Below are 24,211 nucleotides of genomic sequence, written 5' to 3'. Positions count from 1 at the left end.
TGTACGAACGGGTGATGATCACCCCGGTGTCGTGTGTGCCAGCAGGGGGGCGTCATGAAGTACGACCTGTCCGACCGCCTGGTGATCGGGATCGCCTCCAGCGCCCTGTTCGACCTGGCCGACTGCGACGCGGTGTTCCGGGAACAGGGCGAGGACGCGTACCGCGCCCACCAGGAGGCCCATGCGGACGACGTCCTGGCCAAGGGCGTGGCCTTCCCCTTCGTCCGGCGGCTGCTGTCGCTGAACGACCTCGCGGACCCGTCCGATCCGCTGGTCGAGGTCATCATCCTCTCGCGCAACGACCCGGACAGCGGTCTGCGTGTCATGCGCTCGATCGCCGCGCACGGTCTGCCCATCAGCCGGGCCGTCTTCCGGCAGGGCCGGTCGGCCCACCGGTTCATGCGCGCCCTGAACATGTCGTTGTTCCTGTCGGCCGACGGGTCCGACGTCCGTCAGGCGGTGGCGGAGGGGCTGCCCGCCGGGCACGTGCTGCAGACGGCCCGGGTCGACGACGAGGGTGACCAGGAACTCCGCATCGCCTTCGACTTCGACGGCGTACTGGCGAGCGACTCCTCCGAGCGGATCTTCCAGGACGTCGGCATCGACGGCTTCCGCGCGCACGAGGTCCTCAACGCGACCACCCCGCACGACCCGGGCCCCTTGAGCGAGTTCCTCGCGGGCATCAACCGCATCCAGCGCCGCGAGGAGGAGAGGCGTCGCGAGGACCCCGGCTACCGGCTGCGGCTGCGGGTGTCCCTGGTGACCGCCCGGGACGCGCCCGCGCACGAACGTGCCGTGCGGAGCCTCAAGCGGTGGGGGCTGCGGGTGAACGACGCGTTCTTCCTCGGCGGCATCGACAAGGCAGCCGTGATGAGCGTCCTCGATCCGCACATCTTCTTCGACGACCAGGTGTCCCACCTGAACGGCACCGCCCCCGCCACCCCCAGCGTCCACGTACCGTTCGGAGTCGTCAACACGCCTGCTGAGCCCCGATGAGCCGCTGAGCCAGGGGTACGGCGGGGCCGGGCCCGGGACCGCCGACCGACCGTTGCGCGGCCGTCAGGAGATGAGCGAGCGGCCCGTGGGCGCCGGGCGCAGGGACTTGGGGGCCGCCGTCTGCGCCCGCTCGACGCCGGCGTGCCGGTCTGTGCGGAGTCCGGCCGTGGGGGGCGGCTACCGACTGCTCGACGGCTATCGCACCCGTCTGACCGGGATGAGCGAGGGCGAGGCACGGGCGCTGCTCTTCGCCGGGCTGCCGGGCGCGGCCGCCGACCTGGGGCTGGCGGCGGAGGTGACGGCGGCGCGGCTGAAGCTGCTGGCCGCGCTGCCGGCAGGGCTGCGGGACGAGGTGGCGCGGACCGCGGCGGTGTTCCACGTGGACGCCCCGGGCTGGTACCGGGACCCCGACCGGACGCCGCACCTTCCGGTGTTCGTCGACGCGACGCTCACGCAGCGGGTCGTGGAGGCGCGCTACCGCCGCTGGCGGGCGCCACAGGAGGTGTCGCGCCGGCTGCGCCCGTACGGTCTGGTCCTCAAGTCCGGTGTCTGGTACGTCGTGGCCGCCAGGGAGAGGGGGACGGCGGCGACCTACCGGGTCGCACAGGTTCTCGACGCGCCCGCTGCGTCCGCTCGCCCCGTTCCTCGGTGATCCGCGACTGGGCATGACGGGGATCTTCCTGCAGCTGTCGCGCGTGCTGCCCGACGAGTACCCGCTGCGCGGCACGGTCCGGTCGCACCTGGACCGGGAGATCGGGTTCGGCCGCCTCCTGGACTTCGGGGTCATCGTCCCCCGGCTGCAACAGCTCTACGAGTGGTCGGCTCGCGAGCTCTCGGAGCCCGGCCTGCTGGGCTGCGTCCGCGACGGCGCGCCGGTCTACGCCTGGTCGTACGACGACCGGAGCGTCTGGCGGCCGCCGTCCTCGTTCGCCCTGCGGATGGTCCACCGGACGCTCCCGCCCGGTCCGTAGCGGGCAGGAGACGGTCCTTCGTGCGCCGGGGTCCGTGATCCTTGAGGCATGCGCGCCGCCCGTCTGATCCGTATGGCCCTCCTCATCCAGTCGAGCCCCGGCCTGACCGCCGCCGCGCTCGCCCGCGAGCTCGACGTCTCCGAGCGGACGGTGATCCGCGACGCCCAGGCCCTGCAGGAGGCCGGCGTCCCGGTCCGGTCGGAGCGCGGCCGGACCGGCGGATACCACCTGGCCCCCGGCTACCGGACCCGGCTGACCACGCTGCGTCCGTCCGAAGCGGAAACCCTGTTCCTGTCCGGACTGCCGTCGGCCCTGCGGGACCTGGGGCTGTCGGACGCGGCGGACAACGCCCGGCTGAAGCTGACGGCCACTCTGCTGCCGTCCGTACGCGAGGCCGCCGAGGCCTCGGTGCGCCGCTTCCACCTCGACGCCCCGGCCTGGTTCCGCGAGCCCGCCGCACCCGAACTGCTGCCGGACCTGGCCCGCGCGGTGTGGTCGGACCGGGCCGTCGAGCTGTCCTACGCCCGGCCGGGCCGGGACGGCTCGCCGCCTTCCGCGGTGTCCCGGGTGGTGGAACCGTACGGGCTCGTCCTGAAGGCCGGAACCTGGTACGTCGTGGCCCGGCTCCGTGGCGGGGACGGGCCCGACGGCGGCTGGCGCACGTACCGCGTCGACCGTGTCACCGCCCTGGCGCCCGCCCCCGGCGGCCAGGAGACGTTCGTACGCGATGCGGACTTCGACCTGGCCGCGCACTGGCAGGAACGCTCGTACGCATTCGCCCGCTCGCTGCTGCGCACCACCGTCACGGTGCGGCTGACCGCATGGGGGCTGGGCCGGCTGGCGGCCGTCGTGGACGGAGCCGCCGTCGAGGACGCGCTGGCCTCGGCGAGCGCCCCGGACGCCGCCGGGCTGGTCACCCTCGACCTGCCCGCGGAGTCCGAGGACGTCGCGTACGACCAGCTGGCCCGGCTCGGCGCGGACGCCGAGGTGCTGGCCCCGGCCTCCCTGCGCGCCCGCTTCCGTGAGCGCGCGGCGGCCCTGACCGCGCTCTACGGGCCCGGGGCCGAAGGGTGCTGAGGGGCCGTCACGCGCTCACGGGTGAGCGGTGGTCAGCGGTAGTCCTCGGGCGAGGCCTCCTTCCCTCCGTGCAGGACGTCCTCGAAGTACGCCCAGGCGTCCGGGCGGCTGCCGTCCACGTCGCGCACGCCGTAGGCCTTCGCGAGTTCCCCGCTGGAGGTGGACTTCCCGTTCCAGCGGGCGCCCCGGCCGGGATCGGCGGCCAGCGCGGCGACCGCGCGGGCCAGGTACTGCGGCGACTCGGCGACGGCGAAGGCCGGCTCCCGGGCGATCGCGTCGCGCCAGTTCTCCTCACGCACCCCGAAGTGGGCGAGCATCTGCTCCGAGCGCAGGAAGCCCGGCGAGACCGCGACCGCCGTGCCACCGTATTCCGCGAGCTCCCGGCCGAGCCCGAACGCGAGCCGGATCGGGGCCGCCTTCGCCAGGTCGTAGTACATGTTCTCGCGGTAGCGGCGGTTGGAGCGCGCGGTGCCGTCGGTGACTTCGACGTGCAGCGGCGCGTCCGAGCGGATCAGCAGGGGCAGCAGCAGGGCCGCGGTGATCACGTGCGAGCGGACGCCGAGTTCCAGGATGCGCAGCCCGTCGGCGAGGGGGGTCTCCCAGCTCTTCTTGCCGAAGACGGAGCCGACGAGGAGGTGTTCGCCGCCCCACAGGTCGTTGACGAGTACGTCGAGTCGCCCCTGTTCCCGGTCGATCCGCCGGGCGAGGGCGCGTACCTGGTCCTCGTCGAGGTGGTCGGTGGGCACCGCGATGCCGGTGCCGCCGGCCGCGGTGACGAACTCGGCGGTCTCCTCGATGGTTTCGCTCGTCCGGCCGACCTCGCTGGCGCGGGTCCGGGTGGTGCGGCCGGTGACGTACACGGTCGCACCGGCCCGGCCGAGCTCGACGGCCTGCGCGCGGCCGGCCCCACGGGTGGCTCCGGCCACGAGCGCGATCCGGCCGGCGAGGGGCTGGTCGGGGCCTGCGTTCTGGATGGTCTTGTCCTCGTTGCTCATCCGTCCATCGTTCAGGCCAAGACCGACAGTTCCTGTCACCCTTTCTCCGACGTTCGCCGACGTAAGAACTTCGTCATCGGTCCGGGCATGGCACCAGGGGCGCCCGCCACGTTGAATGGCGGTGAACGGGCCGGTGAGCGGACCGGTGACGAAGTGGGGCAGGCAGTGGTGGACGTGAAGCGGCGCGGTCGGGTGTGGGCCGGAGCACTGGTCGCGGCGGTGGTGGTACTGGGCATCGGCACGTACTGGTTCCAGCCGTGGAAGCTGTGGCGGGACGAAACCGTCAGCGAGGCACTGCCGACCGCGGCGGCACCGCAGCGCCCCGCGGGCTCCTCGGGCGGCTCGGGCTCCCCGGACGCCTCCGGCCCGCGGACCCTCGCCCAGGGCACCCTGATCAGCCATGAGCACGCCACCACGGGCACGGCGAAACTGATCCGCCTGGCCGACGGGTCCCACACCCTCCGCCTGGAAGGCCTCGACACCAGCAACGGGCCGGACCTGCGCGTCTGGCTGACCGACGCCCCGGTGAAGGAGGGCGTGGCCGGCTGGCGGGTCTTCGACGACGGCAAATACGTGAGCCTGGGCAAGCTCAAGGGCAACAAGGGCGACCAGAACTACGAGGTCCCGGCCGACGTGAACCTGGCCGACTACAGCAGTGTCACCATCTGGTGCGACCGCTTCGACGTGTCCTTCGGCGCGGCAGCCCTGACCCCTGCGTGACCCCGGGCGGGCCCGCGCCCGTTCGGCCGTCACGAAACGGTCATCATCCGGTCCCATTCCGACACTAATGGTCGGGAAGCATTCCGCTGGAGAACGTCAGTCCAGCAAGGGACCCCCGATGCTCCGTTCCCGACGAGCCGTAGCCAGGGCGCCGCTCGCGTGACCCACCGCAAACCCAAGCCACGGCACATGTCCCGCCGCACCGTGATGCTCTGCACCAGCAGCGGACTCATCGCCACCGCTTTCGGCGTCGCCGTCGACCGCGGCGGGGACCCCGGGCCCGTCCGGACCGCGATGCCGGACGAGGTCGCGGCAGAGCCACCCGCCGCGGCGGCTCCCGAGCCCGGGAGGCAGGCATGGATGCCGGACGCCACCCGCAAGCCCCTGGCCGTGAACTTCACTCCCGGCGGGCTCAGGGAGATGCGGGGTCTGGTCCTGCACGTGCAGGAGGGCGAGAACTCGCTCCACGGCCACTTCAGCGACCCCGCGGTGCAGTCATCCGCCCACTTCTGGGTCTCGCAGTCCGGCGAGATCGAACAGTACGTCTCCGCGCACGACCGGGCCTGGGCGCAGGGCACGGGCAACCCGTCGTGGCTCTCGGTGGAGACCTCGGGGTTCGCGAGCCGGCCGCTCACCGCACAGCAGGTGGACTCCGTCGCCCGGATCTACGCCTGGGGCATGGCCCAGCACGGCTGGCCCCTCGAACCCGCCTCCACTCCCCTGGGCCGGGGGTTGGGCATCCACCGCATGGGCGGCCGCGACTGGGGCGGCCACTCCTGCCCGGGCCCCCTCCGCTCCGCCCAGGCGGGAGAGATCCTCAGCACGGTCCGCACCAAGTACCCCCGGTAGGAGGCCTCACCGGATCGGCCGGCGCGGCCCGGGGTCAGTCGGCGGCTCGGCGGCGGCCCCGGCGGCGGCGGGGGTAGGGGAAGAGGCGTGGCGGGCGTTTGGCGGCCACGTCCTCGATCCAGCCGAAGGTCAGTACCAGCAGCCCGAGCAGCGGGATCGCCACGAGCAGCGTGAACCACTGGCTGGCCAGCAGCCACTGGAAGTGCGCGTAGACGAAGGGGACGCTCCAGAGGGGGTCGATCAGCGGGACGGCGGCCACCAGGGCGACCTGGTGCCAGAGGTAGACGCTGACGGCGCGTGCGTTGAGCAGGCCGACCAGGCCGTTGAAGCGTTCCAGCGGCCTGGGCCACCGGTCCCAGGACGGGCTGACGTGGAGCAGGATGGCGACGAAGCCGAAGGACCACAGTGCCTGGGCGATCGGCCAGGCCTCGATGTCGGTCACCACGGTCGGATCGACCGGACGGGTCTGCAGGTACCAGAAGCCGGCCACCATGATCAGTGGCGCGACAGACGGCAGCACGTACTGCGGGATCTTCTTGAGCAGGCCTTCCTGGTGGGCCATGCCGAGGATCCAGCAGGCGCCGAAGGTGGCGAAGTCGTTGGCGGTCTCCCAGACCCGGCTGTAGACGAACTCCTGGTCCGCGAAGAACGCGTTCATGACGACGACCATCGCCAGTGGAGCCGACAGCGTCACCACCGGAAAGCGTCGCAGTGCCCGGAGCAGCAGCGGCGAGAGCAGGACGTACCAGAGGTAGGCCCGGAGGTACCAGAGCGGGACGGTGATCTGGGTGGCCCAGCTCGGCTCCACGTGCCCGAAGCCGGTCAGCTCCTCCCCGTACGGCGGGGTGCTCAGCGGCAGGATCCAGAAAGCCAGCTTGGACCACCACCAGGTGGGGTGGCCCTCGGACTGGGGGCCCCAGCCGTCGAGGATCTGGAGGGCGATCAGGATGGCGCCGAACAGCCACATCGGCGGCAGCAGCCGCCGCAGTCGGCCGCGGATCACGCCGGGGGCGGGACGGCTGAGCGAGCGGGCCATCAGCGAGCCGGCCAGGGCGAACATCACGCCCATCGACGGGAAGACGAGTGGCAGCCAGAACCAGCCGAAGTTGTGGTAGAGCACCACGCGGCCCAGCGCCAGCGCGCGCAGCAGGTCGAGATAGCGGTCCCGGCCCTTGCGCTCGGCCGGCGCCTGCGGCTCCGGCGCGGGAGCCGGCTCTGGGTCCGGCGCCGCCCCGGCTCGCAGGGCGGCCGGGACTCTCAACTGCATGGTGTCCCGGGTGCGACCGAGGTCGAAGGATGCGGTCACGGTCGGGCCTCCACCGGTACGCCGACCTCGCCGGTGCGCCGGAGCTTCTGCCAGCGCAGTCGGCCACCGGTCATCGCCGTGATCGCGGACTGCAGAAGGACGATGTACATCAGCTGCCGGTAGACCAGTTGCTGGATCGGCAGGCTGATCAGGTGCCAGGGCTTCTCCCGGTCGAGCCGGAAGGCGTACCAGGACAGTGCGGCCTGGAGCAGGATGAAGCCGCCCCAGCTGGTGAGGGTGATCGGGGCGTCGCCGAACAGCACGCCGTACAGCAGGAACAGGTCGACCAGCGGCGCCAGCAGCGGGGCGACCACGCCGAACAGCACGACGAGCGGCAGCCCGAGCCGGCCGAAGCGCCCGGCCGGGCCGCGGGAGGTCACGGCGCCGCGGTGCTTCCACATCGCCTGCATGCTGCCGTAGCTCCAGCGGTACCGCTGGGACCAGAGCTGCTGGAGGCTGGCGGGTGCCTCGGTCCAGGCGCGGGCGTGCTCGGCGTAGACGATCCGCCAGCCGTCGCAGAGCACCGCGATGGTGATGTCGGTGTCCTCGGCGAGGGTGTCGTCGCTCATCCCGCCGACCCGCCGCAGGGCCTCCTTGCGGAAGGCGCCGACGGCGCCGGGGATGGTGGGGATGACGCCCAGCATGTCGTACATCCGGCGGTCCAGGTTGTGGCCGAGGACGTACTCGATGTGCTGCCAGGCACCGATCAGGCTCTCGCGGTTGCCGACCTTGGCGTTGCCCGCGACCGCGCCGATCGCCGGATCGCCGAAGGGCTGGACCAGCTCGCGAACGGTGGACGGCTCGAAGACGGTGTCGCCGTCCATCATCACGACGATGTCGTACGAGGCGGCCGCGATGCCGGTGTTGAGCGCGCTGGACTTGCCGCCGTTGACCTGGCGGATCAGCCGGACGAACGGCAGGTCCATCTCCTCGACGATGTCCGCGGTGCCGTCCGTGGAGCCGTCGTCGATGACGATCACCTCGATCGGATGGTCACTGGCGGCCAGGGAGTGGAGGGTGTTGGCTATGCACTCGCGTTCGTTGTAGGCCGGGACGAGCACCGTGACCGGCCGGGTGACGGGCGGCCCCCAGGCGTCCCGGCGTTTGGAGCGGCGGGCGTGGATCGGCGCGAGGACGAGCATCAGCGCGAACCGTCCGAAGTTGAGGAAGCCGACGAGGGCCAGCAGCCCGACCAGCACCGGCAGGGTGAGCACGGCGAACTGGGTGGCCCAGATGAACCCCCTGCCCGCCCACAGCTGGAACCCGTTCACCGGCACGGTCGCGCTGGAGGCGCCGAGCGCGTCGGAGATGGTGGTGAAGCGGTAGCCCTGGGCCTGCAGCCGGTCGATGATCTGGACGAGCGCGGCGACGGTCTGGGTACGGTCGCCACCCGCGTCGTGCAGCAGGATGAGCGCGCCCGCACCGGGCTTGGCCGGCATCGCCGCCTTGACGATCTCGTTCACGCCGGGGCGCTTCCAGTCGTCGGTGTCGCGGTCGATGAACGCGGTGAGGTAGCCGCGTGCGCCCACGTACTTGATCACCGGATAGTTCCAGTCGTCCATCGCGGTGGCGTCGGAGGAGTACGGCGGCCGGAACAACGCGCTGTGGACGCCCGCTACGCCGGCCAGCGCCAGCTGCGTCTGCGCCAGCTCCCAGCTGGTGCGGGCGTGGGACTGGTACACCAGGTCGGGGTGGGTGAAGGTGTGCACGCCGAGTTCGTGACCGCCCGCGACGATCTGCCGGATCAGCTCCGGGTTGCGCGTGGTCATCGCGCCGGTCACGAAGAAGTCCGCCCGGATGTTGCGGGCCGCCAGCACCTCGAGGATCTTCGGAGTCCACTCCGGGGAGGGGCCGTCGTCGAAGCTCAGGACCGCGGTGCGGTCGGGGACGTGGTAGCTGACGGGGTGCTCGTTCCTGGCACCACGCGCGTCGATGATCGGACCGCCCTTGAGCAGGTTGGCCGGCACGGTCGTCTTGTCGACCGAGATCGCGATCCGGGAGTCGTGGAACGCCTCGTTGGTGGCGAGGCCGCGCAGGACGAGGAGGGCGAGCAGGCAGGCCAGCAGGGACAGCGGCATGAAGAAGCGCAGCGGTGGCGCGGCCAGCCGGCGCGGCCTCAGCGGGGACTGCCGGCGGCGCTGGTGGCGGGACAATGACGCTCCTGGAGAGGGTGGTGCGGGTGGTGCGGGTGATCAGGGTTGCTTGGCCGGCCGGCCCGAAGGCTTCGCCCCGCGCTGCGCGGTGGTCGCGGGTTTCGGCGCGGTGACGGCTGCCTTCGACGGGGCGGCTGCGGTCCTGGGCGGCGTGGCCGAGGCCTTGGCGCCCGGGGTTGCCCCCGCCCCCGGAGTGGCGGACCGTGCGACCCCCCGGGGTGAGGAGGACGAGGACACCGCTGTCGCCGGGGTGGACCGGGTCGGCGACGGCGACGGCGCGGGTGAGCGCGAGGGCTGCGCGGGTATGCCCATCGCCGGGGCGTCCGCCTGCACACCGATCAGGCTGCTGCCCATGGCGACCGCCAGGATCGCGCCGACCACGGAGACCGGCCAGCCGAAACCACGCAGCAGACGGCCCCGCAGACCCGACTGGTCGACGAACACCGGTGCCGGGGCGGATTCCCCGAAGCCCGACTCGGACGATCCGGGATCGGTCCGGCGTGGCGATCCGGGCTGGACGGAGGACATGGCTGGGCGCACCTTGCGAGGCCTTTCATTGCAGGGTACGTAGACCGTGGGATCGCAGGGCGAACGCTAGTGCACCGGCGCGCGGCGACTTGGGGTTGATGTCGGCATATGACCTGATCTACTCACGGGTCGTGATCAGATCGAAACGGAATCAGCGATACCGGTTAGTAGGCGGGCCCGTCCGCCGCCGGGCACGATCGGTGCACGTACAGACCGCTCCAGGTGGCCACCCGGGCGGTCGCGAGGGCGGTCGACGCGCGTCTTAGGATGACGCCCTCATCGGTTCGGCCGGTGACGTTCCCCCATGCAGAGGGCGTGTCCAGGCACCGCCTCTACGCCCCCCAAGGAGTCCGTGTGAGCCAGCCCCGCCGCACCCCTCGCCACCGCGTGCGGACCGCGCTCGCGCTGCCCGCCCTGTTGTGCGTACTGGCCGCGTGTTCCGGTGGCGCCGGCGACGACGCCGCCGCGCCCGCGCCCAGCGTCTCGCCGACCCCGTCCGGTCCGCCGGGAACCCTGTTCGACAACTTCCACTACAGCGGCCCCGAGGACCCCTCGCTCGCCGCTCACGGCTGGGAGGTGCGCACCGGCGGGGGCGGCCCGGGGATCAAGGACTCCTGGACCGCCGCCGGCGCCGGTTTCCCCGCCGACGCGAGCGCCCAGGGCGGCCGGGTCCTGCAACTGCGGTCCTCCACCGACGGCACCAAGCAGGGCACCCAGCAGGTCGAGGTACAGGGCACCGGCAAGAACCTCTTCACGGGGACCTTCGCCGCTCGGGTCCACTTCAGCGACAAGCCCACGAGCGGCCGCAACGGCGACCACGTCGTCCAGACCTTCTTCCCGATCTCCCCCTCGGACGAATCGGCGAACTACAGCGAGCTCGACTTCGAGTACCTGCCGAACGGCGGCTGGGGCACGGCGGGTCCGCGACTCGACACCGTCAGCTGGTACAAGGCCGATCCGCCGGACCGGGTCAGCCACACCCTCAAGCAGCGCACCGAGGGCTGGCACGTCCTGATGGTCACCGCCATGAACGGAACGGTCACCTACTCCCTCGACGGCAAGGAGCTGTTCACCAGCTCCGGCAAGTACGTTCCGCGCGAGAAGATGGACATCCACTTCAGCAACTGGTTCATCGACACCCCCGCCCCCGGCGGTCCGCGCACCTGGGACATGAAGGTCAACTGGGTCTACTACAAGGCCGACGAGGCCGTCTCCCCGGCGGATGTCCAGAAGACGGTGGACGGCTTCTACGGCGCGGGCACCGACTACGTCAACACCGTGCCGAAGGCCTGAACGGCGTCGCCCCGGCCCCACGCCCCCCTCAGGGGCCGCCGGTGAGCTGGAGGACCGCGATGCCCGCCAGCACGGTGATGCTGGCGGTGATGCGCCGGTGGCCGAGGCGTTCGCGGAACACGACCGCCCCGATCAGGGCTCCGAAGACGATGCTGGTCTCCCGCAGGGCGGCGATGGTGGACAGGTCGCCGCGGGACTGCGCCCACACGACGAGCCCGTACGCCAGCAGTGAGAGCAGTCCGCCGGCCAGGCCGCGGCCGCACAGGGGGCGCAGGGCGGTGAGCAGGGCCGGGCCCCGGCGGACCCAGGCGATGAGCGGGAGGACGAGGCCCTGGCAGAGGAAGAGCCAGGCGATGTAGCCGAAAACGCTGCCGGAGACGCGGACGCCGCTCCCGTCGACGAGGGTGTAGGAGGCGATCATCACGCCGGTGCCGAGCGCGGCGGCCAGCGCGGGCAGTTGGGCACGGCCGGGGATGCCGTCGGCGAGGGCGAGACCGGCCAGGCCGCAGGCGACGACCGCGATGCCGAGGGCCTGGCCGGCGGGCAGCGAGTGGCCGAGGAGGGTGGTGGAGACCAGGGCCACCACGACGGGTGAGGTGCCCCGCGCGGTGGGGTACATCTGGCCGAAGTCGCCGAGCTGGTAGGCGCGCAGGAGCAGCAGCTGGTACGCGACCTGCAGCGCGGCGGAGGCGGCGATGTACGGCCAGGCCGCCGGGGCGGGCAGCGGGGCGAGGCAGACGAGGACGGCCCCGCAGCCGGCGGAGGCCAGGCTGATGAGGGTGAAGCCGGCCAGTTTGTCGCGCAGGCCGTGGGTGAGTCCGTTCCAGACGGCGTGCAGCACCGCCGAGGCGAGGACGACGGCGGGCACGGCGGCCGCGCCCGTCATGGGCGGCAGGTCTACGGGCACGTTCGCTCCCCACGAAAGGCTGTGGAATGGATTTCCTTGTTAGGATAACCCCATGGAAACTCATTCCACAGCGAGCGGTGGGCTCGCCGCCCACGTCCGGGCCCACCTGTCCGAGCTGCGTGACACCGAGGCCCGGGTGGCACAGGTCGTCCTGGACAAGGGCGCCGAATTGGTGCACCTCAGCGTCAGCGACGTCGCGGCACTGGCCGGCACCGCGCCGTCCACCGTCGTACGGGCCTGCCAGCGCCTCGGGTTCCGCGGGTACCAGGAGCTGAAGATCGCCGCCGCCCGGCAGGCACCCGCCCAGGAGCCCTCCCAGGACCGGGACCCGGCCGCCCGCGCCCTGTCCGACACCGTCCGCGCCGCCCGGGAGGCGCTGGACGGGGTGGCGGCGACGGTGACCCCGGAGCGGCTGCGTACGGCGGCCGGACTGATCGACGCGGCCGGCCGGGTGCTGGTGGTCGGTGCCGGGCTGTCCGGCGCGGTCGCGCTGGACACCGCCTACCGGCTGCGCGCACTGGGCTGCGCGGTCGACGCACCTGCCGACCCGCTGACCGCGCAGCTGGCCGCCTCGCAACTGACATCCGCCGATGCCTGCCTGGCCATCAGCCACACGGGCGCCACCCGCAGCACCGTGGACGCAGCCCGGGGCGCGCGGCGGGCCGGGGCCCCGGTCGTCGCCCTCACGAGCTACGCCCGCTCACCGCTGAGCGAGTCCAGCGACTGCACACTGGTCGCGGGCGGCCAGGACCTGGTGTTCGGACTCGAAACCGTCGCCAGCCGGCTGGCCCACCTCACCGTGATCGACGCCCTCACCCTCACCCTGCTGGGGCTGCGCGGCGCCCCGGCCGAAGCGGCGCTGCGACTGTCGGCCGACGTCACGGTCGACCACTCGTACTGAGTCCCGGGCGGAAAAACTGCTCCTCCCTTGACAGTTGGGGAGCGCGGGGAGCGGGGCCGGGCGATGATGAGCCGCGCAGTTCGCCGTGGGCGGCCGCAGCCGCGGCGGCGGCATCCGTGGCCGTGCGTACGCACGCACGCACCGGACCCGGACCGCTCCACTACCGAGGGGGTTCCTCAGCCATGCACACCTCGCACGATCACCTCCCGCTCCGCCGCCTCGGCCTCGCCGCCGCCGGCTCGGTGGTGCTCCTGGGCATCGCGGCCGGACCGGCGGCCGCCCACGCCGAGGTCTCCGCCTCCGACCCGCGCGCCCTGGCCGAGAACGTCACCCTGTCCTTCACCTCCGAGGCGGAGTCGGATTCCGCGGGCATCACCGAGCTGCGCGTCGTCCTCCCCCAGGGCATCGCCCCGGACGCCGTAACCCTCAAGGAGGCCCCCGAGAACTGGAAGCTGACCGCCACCCCCGACGGGTACAGCGTCGGCGGTGCGGCGCTGGAGACCGGCACCGACGCCGAGTACAGCATCACGGTGCGCCAACTGCCCGACGCGAAGTCCCTGGCGTTCAAGACCCTGGGGACGTACGGCGACGGCAAGGTCTCCCGGTGGATCGAGGTGCCGGCGGACGGCCAGAAGGTCGACAACCCGGCCCCGCTCCTGAAGCTGCAACCCGCTGCGCCCGGCGCGAAGCCCATCGCCCCGGGCCCGTCTCCGACACCGACACCCGCGCCGGCTCCGAGCGCTCCGACCGCCCAACCGTCGTCCACGGCGCCCTCAGCGCCGGCCGCTTCCCCGGACGCGCGGCAGGCGAACGCCGCGGGTTCGGGGAGCGGCAACGGCGTCGTCGTCGCCGTGGTCGCAGCCGTCCTCGTGCTCGGCGGCGCGGGCGCCTTCCGGTGGACGCGCCGCCGTCGGCAGTCCTGAACCGGGCGGCCGGGGCGGGTCGGTGGGCTACACCGCCGGCCGCCTCGGCAGCGGTGCGATGTGGACGCTCCCGCGTACGGTCACCTGGTCGATCTCGCTCGTACGCACCGTGATGTTCAAGGTCCACTCGCCCGGCATGGGCAGCTGCAGGTCGTACACGGCCCAGAACCCCTTCTGATTCTTGAGCTTGGCGTCGATCGGGCCGATTCCCAGAGCCTCTTGAGTGAGGGTCAGGCGCAGTTCGGGAACGGTCGCGAGACCACCGTCAGCGCTGAACACCACGGCTTCGACCGTGTTCTCCCCGACGCGTCCCGGTGCCAGGGTGATCTGCACGGCGCCCTGGTGGCCGGCCGTCCCCATGTCGAAGGGCACGGTTGCCACCTTGGCCTGCGGCTCCTGCGCCGCCGCTGCCGCCGCCGCCGCGCTCTCGCCCGCGGCGCGGCTGGGCTGGGTACCGGTGAGCAGGGTGGACATCGCCAGGACCACGACACCGAGTGCCGCTTCGACGGCGACCGTGCGGCGCAGTCCGCGCTGGTGTGCGCGCCGGTGCACGTCGGCGTCGGGCGACGGCGGCCCGGCCGCGCCGCGGGCCTCTCCCCCACCGGGCGCATCGGGCGCGCCGCCCCCGTCCGTGGCCGCGGGGACGTCCGGCGCACCGACCGTCACCTTCACCCTCTCGGGCTCGGGCACCGTCCGCGTCTCGGCGGCCGGTGCGGCCCCGTGCAGGAGGCGGGCGGTCCAGCGGCGCGAGAACGACGCCACCCACAGGACGACGACCACGACGGCGACCTTCACGAGGAGGGTCCTTCCGTACGACGTGGTGGTCAGCGCTTCCCACGAGCCGACCTGCCGCCAGGACTGGTACACCCCGGTGCCGACCAGCACGGCAACGGCGGCGAAGGCCATCGTGGAGAAGCGGCTGACCGCGTCCGCCGGGAGGGTGCGTCCTGCCGTCCCGTGGCTCCGAAGGACGATCACCAGGGTGATCAGGCCACCCAGCCAGACCCCCATGGCCAACAGGTGCAGCACGGCGACGGGAACGGCGAGCGGCACCTGGATGCCGGCGGAGGCGTGCTCGGCCGCGGCCCAGGTGAACGCCAGCCCCAGGGCGAGCGCCGCCCCGGTCCAGTGCAGACGCCTGCCGAGGTCCGGTGACCCGGCTCCCACGTCATGGCCCTCGCCCTGGCCCTCGTCCCGGCCGCGAAGCCGTACGGCACACCGCTTGAGCAACACCGCGGCCGCGGCGAGCAGCACGAGCCGGACGACAAGCGCCGTGCCGGGCCGTCCGACGACGGTCCGGCCGAGCTGGGACAGGTCGAACACCGAGGTCAGGCGGCCGGCCGTCTCGTAGGGGCCGCGCAGCAACAGGAGCGCCACGGTGGAGACCGCCAGCACCGCCCATCCTGCCGCCAGCAGCCTGCGCACCGGACGGACCCCGCCGGCGGCGGGCAGGCACACGACGACGAACGCGGCGGCGCCGACGAGGAGCGCCAGCCCGCTGTAGGCGAGGTAGCGGATGAACGCGTACAGGCGGCCGACCGCCGAGTCGTCCGACGAACCGTCCGGCACGACGGCCGCGGTCTCGGACGGCTTGCCGACGGAAAAGACGAAGGCGCCGGAGATGGGGTGGCCATCGGCGGAGACCACCCGCCAGGCCACCGTGTACGTGCCCTGGGGCAGCTCGTCCGACAACTGCACCCGCGCGGTGTTGCTCTTGCCGTCCGCGTGCTGCGCCGGGGCGGGATTCACCCGCTGGTTCTCCGGCGACAGCACTCTCACCGAGTCCTCGGAGAACGTCACCGACTCGGTGAAGGTGAGCGTGACCTGCCGCGGCGCCTCCTTCAAAACGGTGCTGTCGGCGGGGTCCGAGCCGCTGAGGCTCGCGTGCGCGAAGGCCGATCCCGCCCCTCCGACGAGCAGGGCGCACACGGCGGCGAGCAGCGCCAGTACGGTCAGCGAGGTCCGGGCGGGACGCGGTACCGGTCGCATGAGCAGGCAGCCTCCGAGTTGCTTCAGCGGCGCCGCCGCCCGGCGCTCGGCGCTGCGGGAACAGCGGCGGGGTACACGCGTTCGGGCGGTGCGCGCACGGAGATGTGGACGATAGTGGCGCCGCTCCGCCCCGGGCGTTTGTTGAGCAACTTCGCTAAAGAGCCGTTCCGCCGGCCGGATCACCGGCGCCCCTGATCGGTCCGAGGCCGGTCACCCAGCGGCCCTGCGGGCCGGGCCGGAAAATGCGCCCGGCTTTCCTGCCCGCGGCCTATTCTGATCACCACCTCCGGACGCGGCGCCCGTGCTGCGCGTCCGGCGTGAGCACGCCCTCCCGCCAGCCCACCGGCGCCCTGCCGGCCTTCAGCACGCGTGGCCCGGTCGTCCACGCGCGACGGAGGCCCAGGTGGTGAGGGAGAGCCGCGAACGATCCATCACACCTAAGGCACCCCGTGGACAGTGAGCACATACAGATCTGCCTGGACCTGATCCGCCAGGCACGGCAGCTACCCGTGGACGACGCCCAGCGCCGCCTGGTGGAACGGGCCGCAGGCGAACTCGTGCGCGACGGGCGCCTCCGCCGCCGTGCCGACGCACGCGCGGCACGGGCCGCAGCCGACGCGAAGCTGCTCGCCGCCACCGCGATGGGCGCCGCCGACCGCGTCATGGACGCCGCCCTGCCCGCACCGGCCGCACCGGCCGCACCGGAACCGGGCCTGACGGTCGGCGAGTACGTCCGGCTTCGCCCCGGGCCGTCGGCGGAGCGCCGGACGCCGGACCCGACGCCGGACAATGACGGGACGTCACGACTGCTGCACCGCCCCCAGCGCTGCTACGTCTGCAAGAACCACTACCGGCACGTCCACGACTTCTACCACCTGCTGTGTCCCGAATGCGCCGGCGAGAACCTCGCCCACCGCACGACCCGCACCGACCTCACCGGCCGGCGCGCGCTGCTGACCGGCGGGCGCGTCAAGATCGGCTTCCAGCTCGCGCTGATGCTCCTTCGGGACGGAGCCGAGCTCACCGTGACCAGCCGCTTCCCCCAGGACACGGTGCGCCGGTTCGCGGCGGTCCCCGGCGCCGCGGACTGGTGGCACCGGCTGCGGATCGCCGCCCTGGACCTGCGCGATCCCCGGCAGGTCCTCGCCTTCACGGACCACATGCTCGCCCAGGGGCTCCCCCTGGACATTCTGATCAACAACGCGGCCCAGACCCTGCGCCGTTCACCCCAGGCCTACGCCGCGCTGTCCGCCGCCGAATCCCTGCCCGCCCCCGCGTCCCTGACGGCGCCACGGATCTGGACGGCTCCGGGATTCTCCGTACCCGGCCCGCGCACCGCGCCCCTGCCGTGGACTGCGCAGCTCGCCCCACGGTTCCGGTCCCCCTACGCCCTGACCGGTACGGCCCGCGCGGCGGACGCCCCGGTGGCCGCCCCGCTGCCGCAGGAGGCCGTCGACGAGGCGGGCCTGCTGCCCGAAACCGCTGCCACCAACTCCTGGACGCTGCGTCTGGGGCAGATCGACCCGACCGAGCTGCTGGAGGTCCAGCTGGTCAACGCCGTCGCGCCGTTCCTGCTCGCCGACCACTTGCTGCCCCTTCTCGACGCTTCCCCGCGTCCCCACCGCTACGTCGTCAACGTCTCGGCGGTCGAGGGGCAGTTCACCGTGCGCAACAAGACCGGCGACCATCCGCACACCAACATGGCCAAGGCCGCCCTGAACATGCTCACCCGCACCAGCGCCGCCGACCTGGCCGCCCGGGGCATCCACACCTGCAGCGTCGACACGGGCTGGGTCACCGATGAGAAGCCGCTGCCCGCCCGGGAGCGGCACGCCGCGACCGGCTGGCGCCCGCCGCTGGACGTCGTCGACGGCGCCGCCCGCGTCTACCACCCCATCGTGCAGGGGGAGGCCGGCGCACCCGTGCACGGCGTCCTCCTGAAGGACTACCGTCAGGTCCCGTGGTGAAGGGGGGACTCCGTCCAGACGGTCTTGCCGTCCCGGGTGTAGCGGGTGCCCCATCGTTCGGTGAGCTGGGCCACCAGGAACAGACCGCGCCCGCCCTCGTCGGTGGTGCGCGCCCGTCGTAGGTGCGGGGCGGTGCTGCTGCCGTCGGAGACCTCGCAGATCAGGCTGCGGTCGCGGATGAGCCGCAGGGTCACCGGCGTCCCGCCCCCGTACCGGTAGGCGTTGGTGACCAGTTCGCTGACGACCAGTTCGGTGGTGAAGGCCAGGTCCTCCAGGCCCCAGCCGGTCAGTGTGGCCTCCGTCAGGTGCCGTGCCCGGGCGGCGGCGGTCGGCTCCGCGGGCAGTTCCCAGGAGGCGATCCGCTCCGGCGCCAGTACGCGGGTGCGGGCGAGGAGCAGGGCGACGTCATCCGGTGGGTGATCCGGCAGCAGGGCGTCCTGCACCGCCGTGCAGGTCTCCGCCAGCGGGCTGCCGGGCCGGGACAGGGCTTCTCTCAGCCGCTCCAGCCCCTCGTCGAGGTCGAGGCCGCGGGCCTCGACCAGGCCGTCCGTGTACAGCGCCAGCAGACTTCCCTCGGCGAGTTCCAATTCGGCCGACTCGAAGGGGACCCCTCCCAGACCCAGTGGCGGCCCTTCGGGAAGGTCGGGCATGGTCACCGTGCCGTCGGCGGTCACCACGGCGGGGGGCAGGTGGCCCGCGCGGGCCAGGGTGCAGCGCCGGGACGTGGGGTCGTAGACCGCGTAGAGGCAGGTCGCGCCGACGATCTGCTGGCCCCGTGTGCGTCCGCCGGCAGGCTCCTGTTCGGCTGCGAGGCGGTTGACCAGGTCGTCCAGGTGGGAGAGGACCTCGTCCGGGGCGTAGTCGAGGCCGGCCAGGGTGTGCACGGCCGTGCGCAGGCGGCCCATGGTGGCCGCGGCGTGCAGCCCGTGGCCGACGACATCGCCGACGACGAGGGCGACGCGTGCTCCGGAGAGCGGGATGACGTCGAACCAGTCGCCGCCGACGCCGGTGGCGGGGTCGGCCGGCAGGTAGAGGTGCGCGACGTCGACCGCGCTGTATTCGGGCAGCTCCTGCGGCAGCAGGCTGCGCTGCAGGGTCAGGGCGGCCTGGTGCTGCTGGGTGTACTGGCGGGCGTTGTCGATGCACACGGCGGCCCGTGCGGCGAATTCCTCCGCGAGGGTGAGGTCGTCCTCCTCGAACGGCTCGGGCCGCCCCGCCCGCCACAGGCTGAGCAGGCCGAGGAGCAGACCGCGGGCCGTCAGCGGTACGACGATCAGTGAGTGGGCGTCCAGGTCGAGGGCGCGCTGGGTGCGCTCCGGGTCGTGGAAGTACCAGCCGGGGTTGCTCCGGAGCACCGGTTCGAGGATGGGCCGCTGCTCGGCGAGGCACCTGGCCTGCGGGGTACGGGGGTCGAACTGGAAGACGTCTCCGGCGGCGTACATCACCCGCAGCGCCTCTGCCACGACCGAGTGGACGGCCATTCTGCGGACGGGTCCGCTCGCCTCCTCGGCGGTCTCCTCGCCCCGGGCGACCGACTCCAGCAGATCCACCGAGACGGCGTCCGCGAGGTCGGGGACGGCGACGTCGGCCAGCTCCCGGGTGGTCTGGCCGAGATCCAGTGTGGTCCCGATGCGGGCGCTCGCCCGGTTGAGCAGGGCGAGCCGCCGCCGGGCCCGGTAGCGGTCGGTGACGTCCTCCACCAGCTGGGTCACTCCGAGGATCCCGCCGGAAGGGTGCTCCATCCGGAACGCCGACACCGACACCACGCGCTCGTGGCCGGGATCGCTCCGCAGCCGGCAGGGCTGTTCGGTGAAGATCAGCGGGGCGCCCGTCTCCAGCACCCTTCGCAGCCGGGATTCGATGGTCTTCACGTCCGGGCCGATGAGGAAGTCGCCGATGCGCCGGCTGCGGATCTCGGACGTGGAGAGCTGCGTGAACCGGGCCAGTGCCCGGTTGATCCGCAGGATGCTCAGATCGGGGGCGTGGACGGACAGACCGATCGGGGAGCGCCGGAACAGGCCGTCCAGGACCGACCGGTCCGTCTCCCACTGGAGCATCTCCGCCGCCGGGGCGGCGACGAGGAACCATTCGCGGGCCGAACCGGCGCGGATGACGGGGCGGGCGCGGAAGCCCATCTCCACCCGTCTCCCGCTGCGGTGCAGGACGGGCAGGACGCCGGACCAGCCCCGGTCGCGCTCGCACGCGGCCGCTGCGGCCCGGACCGTCCCATGGTCACGAGGGTCGATCAGGAACTCCAGGCCCGTGCGGCCCAGCACCTCGTCGGGCGGGTAGCCGAGGTGCTCCTGGGCGCGCTCGCTCCAGCCGACGACCCTGCCGTGGCCGTCCAGAACCGCCGAGGCGGAGTTGTGCAGCGCGAACGGGTCCTCGGGCGCCTCACCCGAACCCGGCGCCAGTGCGTCCATCGCTGTCACCCTTCGACCTGGCGAACGGACCGCGCAGCGGGCATTGCGGCGGCGACTACCCAGTGTGATCGGAGACCAGGGGTCGAGCAGTCGGCTTCACCTTCAGTATCGCCGCGCCGCCGGACGTCGGCAGAAGGTCGTCCTGACGTCGGCAGAAGGCAGTCCCGACGGGGGCAGAGGGCCGTCCCGACGAGGGCAGAGGGTCCTGCCCGGGCCGCAGTGGCATGCCGCCTTCGGAGTAATGGCCGTTTTGCCCGTACCTCCGTGCCACGCTGTGGTCCCGATTGACCAGGGTCGCGTCAGGAGACCGGAATGCACCGCTCGGGTGAGGGGTTGTGCGAGCGGATCCGTCCTGCCCTGCGTGCAGATCCCACCGGGCGCCCTTGATGGCAGGCAACGGGGAAGGCGAGCACGCGGAGCAGCCGCACCTTCCCGACCTGCACCTTCGTCTGCGTACCGAGTTGGCCAGGATCGACGAGCAACTGCGCTCCCTGCTGGCCGCCATGGACCGATTGCAGGGCCTGCTGGACGCGGTGGTGTCCATCAGCCGGGAGGTGGAACTGCCCGACGTGCTGCAACGGATCGTCACCACCGCCATGGACCTGGTCGGCGCGCGCTACGGGGCGCTGGGCGTACTCGGCGAGTCCGGCGAGCACTTGGAACAGTTCATCACCGCCGGCCTGTCCGAACAGGAACGCGCCGATCTGGCCGGGACCGGCCTGCCCCGCGGCCTGGGTGTCCTCGGGCACCTGATCCACCACCCCGAACCCCTGCGGGTCGACAGCATCTCGGCCCATCCGTCGTCCGCCGGCTTCCCGTCCGGCCACCCGCACATGGACACCCTGCTGGGCGTCGCCATCAGCGTCCGCGGCGACATCTACGGTGACCTCTACCTCTCCGAGCGGCGCGACGGACAGCCCTTCGACGTCCACGACGAGAACATCGTCATCGCCCTGGCCAGTGCCGCGGGAATCGCGATCGAGAAGGTCCGCCTGTTCGAACGGGTCCGCCTCGGAGCCGAGCAGTTCCAGCGGCTGCTGCTGCCCACTCTGCCGGACCTGCGGCCGTTCGCCGCCGCCGCCATCTACCGGCCCGCCGCGGAGCCCAGTCAGCTCGGCGGGGACTGGTACGACGCCATCCCGCTGGCCGGCGACACCGTGGCGGTCGTCATCGGTGACGTGGTCGGTCACGATCTGAAGGCCGCGGCCTCCATGGCCTCCACCCGCAACATGCTGCGGGCCCTGCTGTTCGACCAGGGCAATCCGCCCAGCGCCATCCTCACCCAGCTCGACCGCACCCTGCACGCCATCACGAGCAATCCCGTCACCACCACGACCCTGGCACGCATCGAACCCGAGGGACCGGGCTGGCGGCTCCACTGGAGCAGCGCGGGCCACGTCCCACCGCTGCTGATCGCCCCCGGTCGCCCGGCGGAGTACCTCGTCGCCGAGCCCGGGGTACCGCTCGGGGTCGACCCGGAGCAGCCGCGCCCCGACCATGCCCGCTTCCTGCTACCGGACTCCATCGTGGTCTTCTTCACGGACGGGCTGGTCGAGCATCCCCAGCACCCCATCGACGTGGGTCTCGGCCGGCTCGCCAATCTCGCCACCGAGTACGCCGCCCTGCCCCTGCAGGAGTTCGTTCAGGCTCTGGCCGATCACCACCCCAGCGACGGCCATGACGACCTGGCCATCCTCGCCCTGCGGACCCCCCACCGCTGATCCCCGCGTCCCACGCGCGACTCGACCGTGCCGTGGAGGATCCGGGAGATCCGACGGATGATGGATCTCGGGGCGATATCGATGGGGAGGTGTCGCCTGATGGCTGCGGCGCGGCCTGAACGGCTCCGGCAGGGCGGCCTGGCCGCCCTGGAGATCTGCGCCGTTGCCGCGCTGTACTACGTCTCAGCCACGCTGGGACTCGTCCAGCAACTGGTGGGGGGCCAGGTCACGCCGCTGTGGCCACCGACCGGTATCGCCGTGGCGAGCCTGCTCCTGCGCGGTCTGCGGGTCTGGCCCGGGATCGCGCTGGGCGCGTTCCTGGTCAACGTCCCGCTCGGCCCGTCGATCCCGGCCGTGCTCGCGATCGTGCTGGGAAACACCCTCGCGCCCGTCTGCTCGTACCTGCTGCTCCGTCGTACGGGGTTCCGTACGGAACTGGACCGACTGCAGGACGCGATGGGGCTGATCTTCCTCGGCGCGCTCACCGGGATGCTGATCAGCGCGACGGTGGGCAGCGGGACCCTGGCCCTGGCAGGTGCGCTGAGCGCCGAGGAGTTCTGGCCGACGTGGTCGGTCTGGTGGACGGGCGACGCGATGGGCGTACTGGTGGTGACGCCCGTCCTGCTCGTTCTCCGCTTCGCGCGCTGGCCGAAAGGTGCCCGGCCGTACCGTTGGGCGGAGGGGGTGCTGCTTCTGGCGGCCACGCTCTGCGTCGGTTTCCTGGAGACCAGCAACACGCCGCTCATGTTCCTCGGCTTCCCGCTGCTGATCTGGGCGGCCTTCCGCTTCCAGCTGGCGGGGGCCGCGCTCTGTGCCCTGTCCGTGTCGACCTTCGCCATCATCGCCGCCGCCCGTGGCTCGGGTCCGTTCGCCGGTCATGACCTGCTCACCAACATGATCACCCTGCAGGCGTTCAACGGTTCCTCCTCGCTGACCGCGCTGCTGGTCGCGGCCACCGTCAGCCAGCGCAACCAGACCCAGAAAGAGATCGCGCGAGCCTGCAGGCTGCTGGCCGAGATGGTGGCCAAAGCCACCGCCGGTGGCCACCACCCGAGGCTCCCCGATCGTGGGGGCGGGAGGGCGGCGGACGCCGGACGCACCGAGGGACCGCCGTGATCGCCCGATGTGCGTCGTGTGCGTCCGAGCCCCGAGCCGCGGCGGGGGACCAGAGCGGAGGCTGCCGGATCGCTCGGTTCATCAGCTGTGGATGATGCCCTGGGTGGTGCGGCCGTCGCCGTTCCAGTCGCCGGTGATCGGGGTGTCGCCGGTGTCGCCGTAGGTGACGGAGGTGACGGTGCCGTCGTCGTGGCGGAAGTAGAAGGTGCGGTTGGCCGGCATGTAGACGCCGATGTTCGTGCGCCGGGTGTGGTCCCAGTCGCCCGCCACCGGAATGCCGTCGGCGTTGCCGAAGGTGAAGGTCTGGTCGGCAGGACCCTCGGTGTTGCTGTTGCGCAGGTAGAACGTGCTGGTGGCCGGGTCGTAAAGACCGACCGCCACCGTCCCGTTGCCGTCCCAGTCACCGGCGATCGGCCGCCAGTCACCACCGTTGCCGAAGGCGAACGAACTGACCGTCCCGTTGTCGTGACGGAGATGGAACTTGCCGCTGTCGGGCATGTAGACACCGATCTGCGACGTCGTACCGTCCCAACGACCCAGCACAGGACGGTTACCGGCATTACCGAACGCCAGCGTGGCCTGCGCCGTACTCCCCGAGTTCGCCAGGTAGAACGTCGACGTCGTCGGATCGTACGCCGCCTGCGTGTCCTTGCCGTCCCCGTCGAAGTCACCCGCCAGCGGAACCATCGGCGTGTTCCCGAACCCGCATCGTCCGACAAGTACCAGCTCAGTGGCTTGACCTGCGGTTGCGGCGGGGTCACGGACCCCGGGTAGGGGTTCTCCCGGTCCGCGCCGAGGCCTGCCTCGGGGCCACAGCTCGGCCAGGCCCGCTGGCCCTGGGAGGCGAGGACCTTCTCGGCGATCAGGATCTGTTGCTGCCTGGTGACCTGGTTGGCGTAGGGCGCGTACTGACTGCCACCGAAAGCGACCCAGGTGGACGGGGAGAACTGCGGGCCACCGTAATAGCCGTTGGCCGCGGAGGCCTGTCCGGGGCCGAGGCGATCGGGGCGGCGAGGGCGAGTTGCCCTGCAGGAGCAGCTGTCAGGCGGTGGGCACGGGACCGATGGGGCCGGTGCGGCTGGTGCGTGCCGGGGCGGCCGGTGCGGCCGGTTCGGTGCGATCCAGGGCGGACGGCTGCTGTCTGGCCGTGTGCCTTTCCGTGCCCGTTGGGCGCCGCGGTGGCCTGGACGATGGGCGTGCGAACCATGGGGGTTCCCGTTCCTGGGTGGTGACGACGTGTCGGACTGCTTTCCTGAACCGGTCGCGTCCCGCGGTGACGCTGTCCGGCAAGAACCGCTTTCGCCGCAGGTCAGGGGCGGTGGAAGGGATTGTGGGTGGAGGAACCGGCAGCGGCCGTTTGCGTCCACCGGCAGCCA

20 protein-coding genes and 1 pseudogene are annotated in these 24,211 nt (G+C 72.3%); 12 read left to right on the top strand and 9 right to left on the bottom strand.

Annotated elements, in window-relative coordinates; translation table 11 throughout:
• The first annotated feature begins 54 nt into the window (after positions 1 to 54).
• The 4 genes from IG86_RS0123090 (at position 55) to IG86_RS0123075 (ending at position 3,044) form a co-directional block, all read left to right on the top strand.
• Positions 55 to 996, top strand: coding sequence for a 5'-nucleotidase (locus IG86_RS0123090; protein ID WP_030899220.1), 942 nt, complete (start codon positions 55 to 57; stop codon positions 994 to 996).
• Positions 997 to 1,162: 166 nt separating this feature from the next.
• A complete protein-coding gene (locus IG86_RS38980) occupies positions 1,163 to 1,648 on the top strand; it encodes a helix-turn-helix transcriptional regulator (RefSeq protein ID WP_385871397.1) in 486 nt (161 codons plus the stop codon).
• 13 nt (positions 1,649 to 1,661) lie between these two features.
• A complete protein-coding gene (locus tag IG86_RS0123080; RefSeq protein WP_051785340.1) occupies positions 1,662 to 1,967 on the top strand; it encodes a hypothetical protein in 306 nt (101 codons plus the stop codon).
• A gap of 48 nt (positions 1,968 to 2,015) precedes the next feature.
• Positions 2,016 to 3,044: a helix-turn-helix transcriptional regulator gene (locus IG86_RS0123075; RefSeq protein WP_030899217.1), complete on the top strand. Its 1,029-nt coding sequence runs from the start codon at positions 2,016 to 2,018 to the stop codon at positions 3,042 to 3,044.
• A gap of 32 nt (positions 3,045 to 3,076) precedes the next feature.
• On the opposite strand, the gene IG86_RS0123070 is transcribed toward IG86_RS0123075, so the two are convergent.
• Positions 3,077 to 4,039: an SDR family oxidoreductase gene (locus IG86_RS0123070; protein WP_030899216.1), complete on the bottom strand. Its 963-nt coding sequence runs from the start codon at positions 4,037 to 4,039 to the stop codon at positions 3,077 to 3,079.
• A gap of 153 nt (positions 4,040 to 4,192) precedes the next feature.
• On the opposite strand from IG86_RS0123070, the gene IG86_RS0123065 reads away from it, so the two are divergent.
• The gene (locus tag IG86_RS0123065) at positions 4,193 to 4,759 is read left to right on the top strand and encodes a DM13 domain-containing protein (protein WP_244306021.1); all 567 of its coding nucleotides are present in this window, start codon (positions 4,193 to 4,195) and stop codon (positions 4,757 to 4,759) included.
• Positions 4,760 to 4,948: 189 nt separating this feature from the next.
• On the top strand, positions 4,949 to 5,608 hold the full coding sequence (locus IG86_RS38975) for a peptidoglycan recognition protein family protein (protein WP_234316079.1): 660 nt from the start codon (positions 4,949 to 4,951) through the stop codon (positions 5,606 to 5,608).
• Positions 5,609 to 5,642: 34 nt separating this feature from the next.
• Here IG86_RS38975 and IG86_RS0123055 read toward each other — a convergent pair whose 3' ends face one another.
• The 3 genes from IG86_RS0123055 to IG86_RS43045 are packed head-to-tail and all read right to left on the bottom strand — an operon-like array spanning position 5,643 to position 9,595.
• Positions 5,643 to 6,914, bottom strand: a complete 1,272-nt coding sequence (locus tag IG86_RS0123055; RefSeq protein WP_244306018.1) for an acyltransferase family protein — start codon at positions 6,912 to 6,914, stop codon at positions 5,643 to 5,645.
• Positions 6,911 to 9,067: a bifunctional polysaccharide deacetylase/glycosyltransferase family 2 protein gene (locus tag IG86_RS0123050; RefSeq protein ID WP_030821735.1), complete on the bottom strand. Its 2,157-nt coding sequence runs from the start codon at positions 9,065 to 9,067 to the stop codon at positions 6,911 to 6,913. The genes IG86_RS0123055 and IG86_RS0123050 overlap by 4 nt, the downstream gene beginning before the upstream one ends.
• Positions 9,068 to 9,106: 39 nt before the next feature.
• Positions 9,107 to 9,595 carry a hypothetical protein gene (locus IG86_RS43045; RefSeq protein ID WP_157854865.1) on the bottom strand — a complete coding sequence of 163 codons (489 nt, stop codon included), beginning with the start codon at positions 9,593 to 9,595 and terminating at the stop codon, positions 9,107 to 9,109.
• Positions 9,596 to 9,949: 354 nt separating this feature from the next.
• Between IG86_RS43045 and IG86_RS0123040 the strand changes: the two genes are divergently transcribed.
• Positions 9,950 to 10,888: a glycoside hydrolase family 16 protein gene (locus IG86_RS0123040; protein WP_051785338.1), complete on the top strand. Its 939-nt coding sequence runs from the start codon at positions 9,950 to 9,952 to the stop codon at positions 10,886 to 10,888.
• 28 nt (positions 10,889 to 10,916) lie between these two features.
• Here IG86_RS0123040 and IG86_RS0123035 read toward each other — a convergent pair whose 3' ends face one another.
• Entirely contained in the window at positions 10,917 to 11,774 is an 858-nt protein-coding gene (locus IG86_RS0123035; RefSeq protein ID WP_030821729.1) for a DMT family transporter, read from the bottom strand.
• 73 nt (positions 11,775 to 11,847) lie between these two features.
• On the opposite strand from IG86_RS0123035, the gene IG86_RS0123030 reads away from it, so the two are divergent.
• Entirely contained in the window at positions 11,848 to 12,696 is an 849-nt protein-coding gene (locus IG86_RS0123030) for a MurR/RpiR family transcriptional regulator (RefSeq protein ID WP_030899208.1), read from the top strand.
• A 182-nt stretch (positions 12,697 to 12,878) separates the two neighbouring features.
• Complete coding sequence (locus tag IG86_RS0123025; protein ID WP_030899205.1) at positions 12,879 to 13,619, top strand: DUF1775 domain-containing protein; 741 nt, start codon at positions 12,879 to 12,881, stop codon at positions 13,617 to 13,619.
• A gap of 27 nt (positions 13,620 to 13,646) precedes the next feature.
• Here IG86_RS0123025 and IG86_RS0123020 read toward each other — a convergent pair whose 3' ends face one another.
• Positions 13,647 to 15,608 carry a copper resistance CopC/CopD family protein gene (locus tag IG86_RS0123020; RefSeq protein WP_030899202.1) on the bottom strand — a complete coding sequence of 654 codons (1,962 nt, stop codon included), beginning with the start codon at positions 15,606 to 15,608 and terminating at the stop codon, positions 13,647 to 13,649.
• 449 nt (positions 15,609 to 16,057) lie between these two features.
• Here IG86_RS0123020 and IG86_RS0123015 point away from each other — a divergent pair, with 449 nt between their 5' ends.
• Positions 16,058 to 17,575 carry an SDR family NAD(P)-dependent oxidoreductase gene (locus IG86_RS0123015; RefSeq protein WP_030899199.1) on the top strand — a complete coding sequence of 506 codons (1,518 nt, stop codon included), beginning with the start codon at positions 16,058 to 16,060 and terminating at the stop codon, positions 17,573 to 17,575.
• On the opposite strand, the gene IG86_RS0123010 is transcribed toward IG86_RS0123015, so the two are convergent.
• Complete coding sequence (locus tag IG86_RS0123010) at positions 17,560 to 19,998, bottom strand: SpoIIE family protein phosphatase (RefSeq protein WP_030899197.1); 2,439 nt, start codon at positions 19,996 to 19,998, stop codon at positions 17,560 to 17,562. The genes IG86_RS0123015 and IG86_RS0123010 overlap by 16 nt on opposite strands.
• A 386-nt stretch (positions 19,999 to 20,384) precedes the next feature.
• On the opposite strand from IG86_RS0123010, the gene IG86_RS0123005 reads away from it, so the two are divergent.
• Together IG86_RS0123005 and IG86_RS0123000 are read left to right on the top strand one after the other, a co-directional pair.
• Entirely contained in the window at positions 20,385 to 21,719 is a 1,335-nt protein-coding gene (locus tag IG86_RS0123005) for a PP2C family protein-serine/threonine phosphatase (protein ID WP_030899195.1), read from the top strand.
• Positions 21,720 to 21,818: 99 nt separating this feature from the next.
• Positions 21,819 to 22,835, top strand: a complete 1,017-nt coding sequence (locus tag IG86_RS0123000) for an MASE1 domain-containing protein (RefSeq protein WP_030821716.1) — start codon at positions 21,819 to 21,821, stop codon at positions 22,833 to 22,835.
• 81 nt (positions 22,836 to 22,916) lie between these two features.
• On the opposite strand, the gene IG86_RS0122995 is transcribed toward IG86_RS0123000, so the two are convergent.
• Both IG86_RS0122995 and IG86_RS45095 read right to left on the bottom strand, forming a co-directional pair.
• Positions 22,917 to 23,522 carry a hypothetical protein gene (locus IG86_RS0122995; protein WP_030899193.1) on the bottom strand — a complete coding sequence of 202 codons (606 nt, stop codon included), beginning with the start codon at positions 23,520 to 23,522 and terminating at the stop codon, positions 22,917 to 22,919.
• A gap of 137 nt (positions 23,523 to 23,659) precedes the next feature.
• Positions 23,660 to 24,202: pseudogene (locus tag IG86_RS45095) on the bottom strand (transglycosylase family protein); the annotation flags it as partial.
• Between the last annotated feature and the right edge of the window lie 9 nt (positions 24,203 to 24,211).

This window comes from Streptomyces virginiae, assembly GCF_000720455.1.
Classification (GTDB): Bacteria; Actinomycetota; Actinomycetes; order Streptomycetales; family Streptomycetaceae; genus Streptomyces; species Streptomyces virginiae.
The sequence above is the reverse complement of the archived record's forward strand: the minus strand, read 5'-3'. Positions and strand labels throughout refer to the sequence as shown.

Coding starts and splice junctions, on each gene's coding strand:
- IG86_RS0123090 (WP_030899220.1), top strand. CDS start 55: ATGAAGTACGACCTGTCCGACCGCCTGGTGATCGGGATCGCCTCCAGC.
- IG86_RS0123080 (WP_051785340.1), top strand. CDS start 1,662: ATGACGGGGATCTTCCTGCAGCTGTCGCGCGTGCTGCCCGACGAGTAC.
- IG86_RS0123075 (WP_030899217.1), top strand. CDS start 2,016: ATGCGCGCCGCCCGTCTGATCCGTATGGCCCTCCTCATCCAGTCGAGC.
- IG86_RS0123070 (WP_030899216.1), bottom strand. CDS start 4,039: ATGAGCAACGAGGACAAGACCATCCAGAACGCAGGCCCCGACCAGCCC.
- IG86_RS38975 (WP_234316079.1), top strand. CDS start 4,949: ATGTCCCGCCGCACCGTGATGCTCTGCACCAGCAGCGGACTCATCGCC.
- IG86_RS43045 (WP_157854865.1), bottom strand. CDS start 9,595: ATGTCCTCCGTCCAGCCCGGATCGCCACGCCGGACCGATCCCGGATCG.
- IG86_RS0123035 (WP_030821729.1), bottom strand. CDS start 11,774: ATGACGGGCGCGGCCGCCGTGCCCGCCGTCGTCCTCGCCTCGGCGGTG.
- IG86_RS0123030 (WP_030899208.1), top strand. CDS start 11,848: ATGGAAACTCATTCCACAGCGAGCGGTGGGCTCGCCGCCCACGTCCGG.
- IG86_RS0123025 (WP_030899205.1), top strand. CDS start 12,879: ATGCACACCTCGCACGATCACCTCCCGCTCCGCCGCCTCGGCCTCGCC.
- IG86_RS0123020 (WP_030899202.1), bottom strand. CDS start 15,608: ATGCGACCGGTACCGCGTCCCGCCCGGACCTCGCTGACCGTACTGGCG.
- IG86_RS0123010 (WP_030899197.1), bottom strand. CDS start 19,998: ATGGACGCACTGGCGCCGGGTTCGGGTGAGGCGCCCGAGGACCCGTTC.
- IG86_RS0123005 (WP_030899195.1), top strand. CDS start 20,385: ATGGCAGGCAACGGGGAAGGCGAGCACGCGGAGCAGCCGCACCTTCCC.
- IG86_RS0123000 (WP_030821716.1), top strand. CDS start 21,819: ATGGCTGCGGCGCGGCCTGAACGGCTCCGGCAGGGCGGCCTGGCCGCC.
- IG86_RS0122995 (WP_030899193.1), bottom strand. CDS start 23,522: ATGGTTCCGCTGGCGGGTGACTTCGACGGGGACGGCAAGGACACGCAG.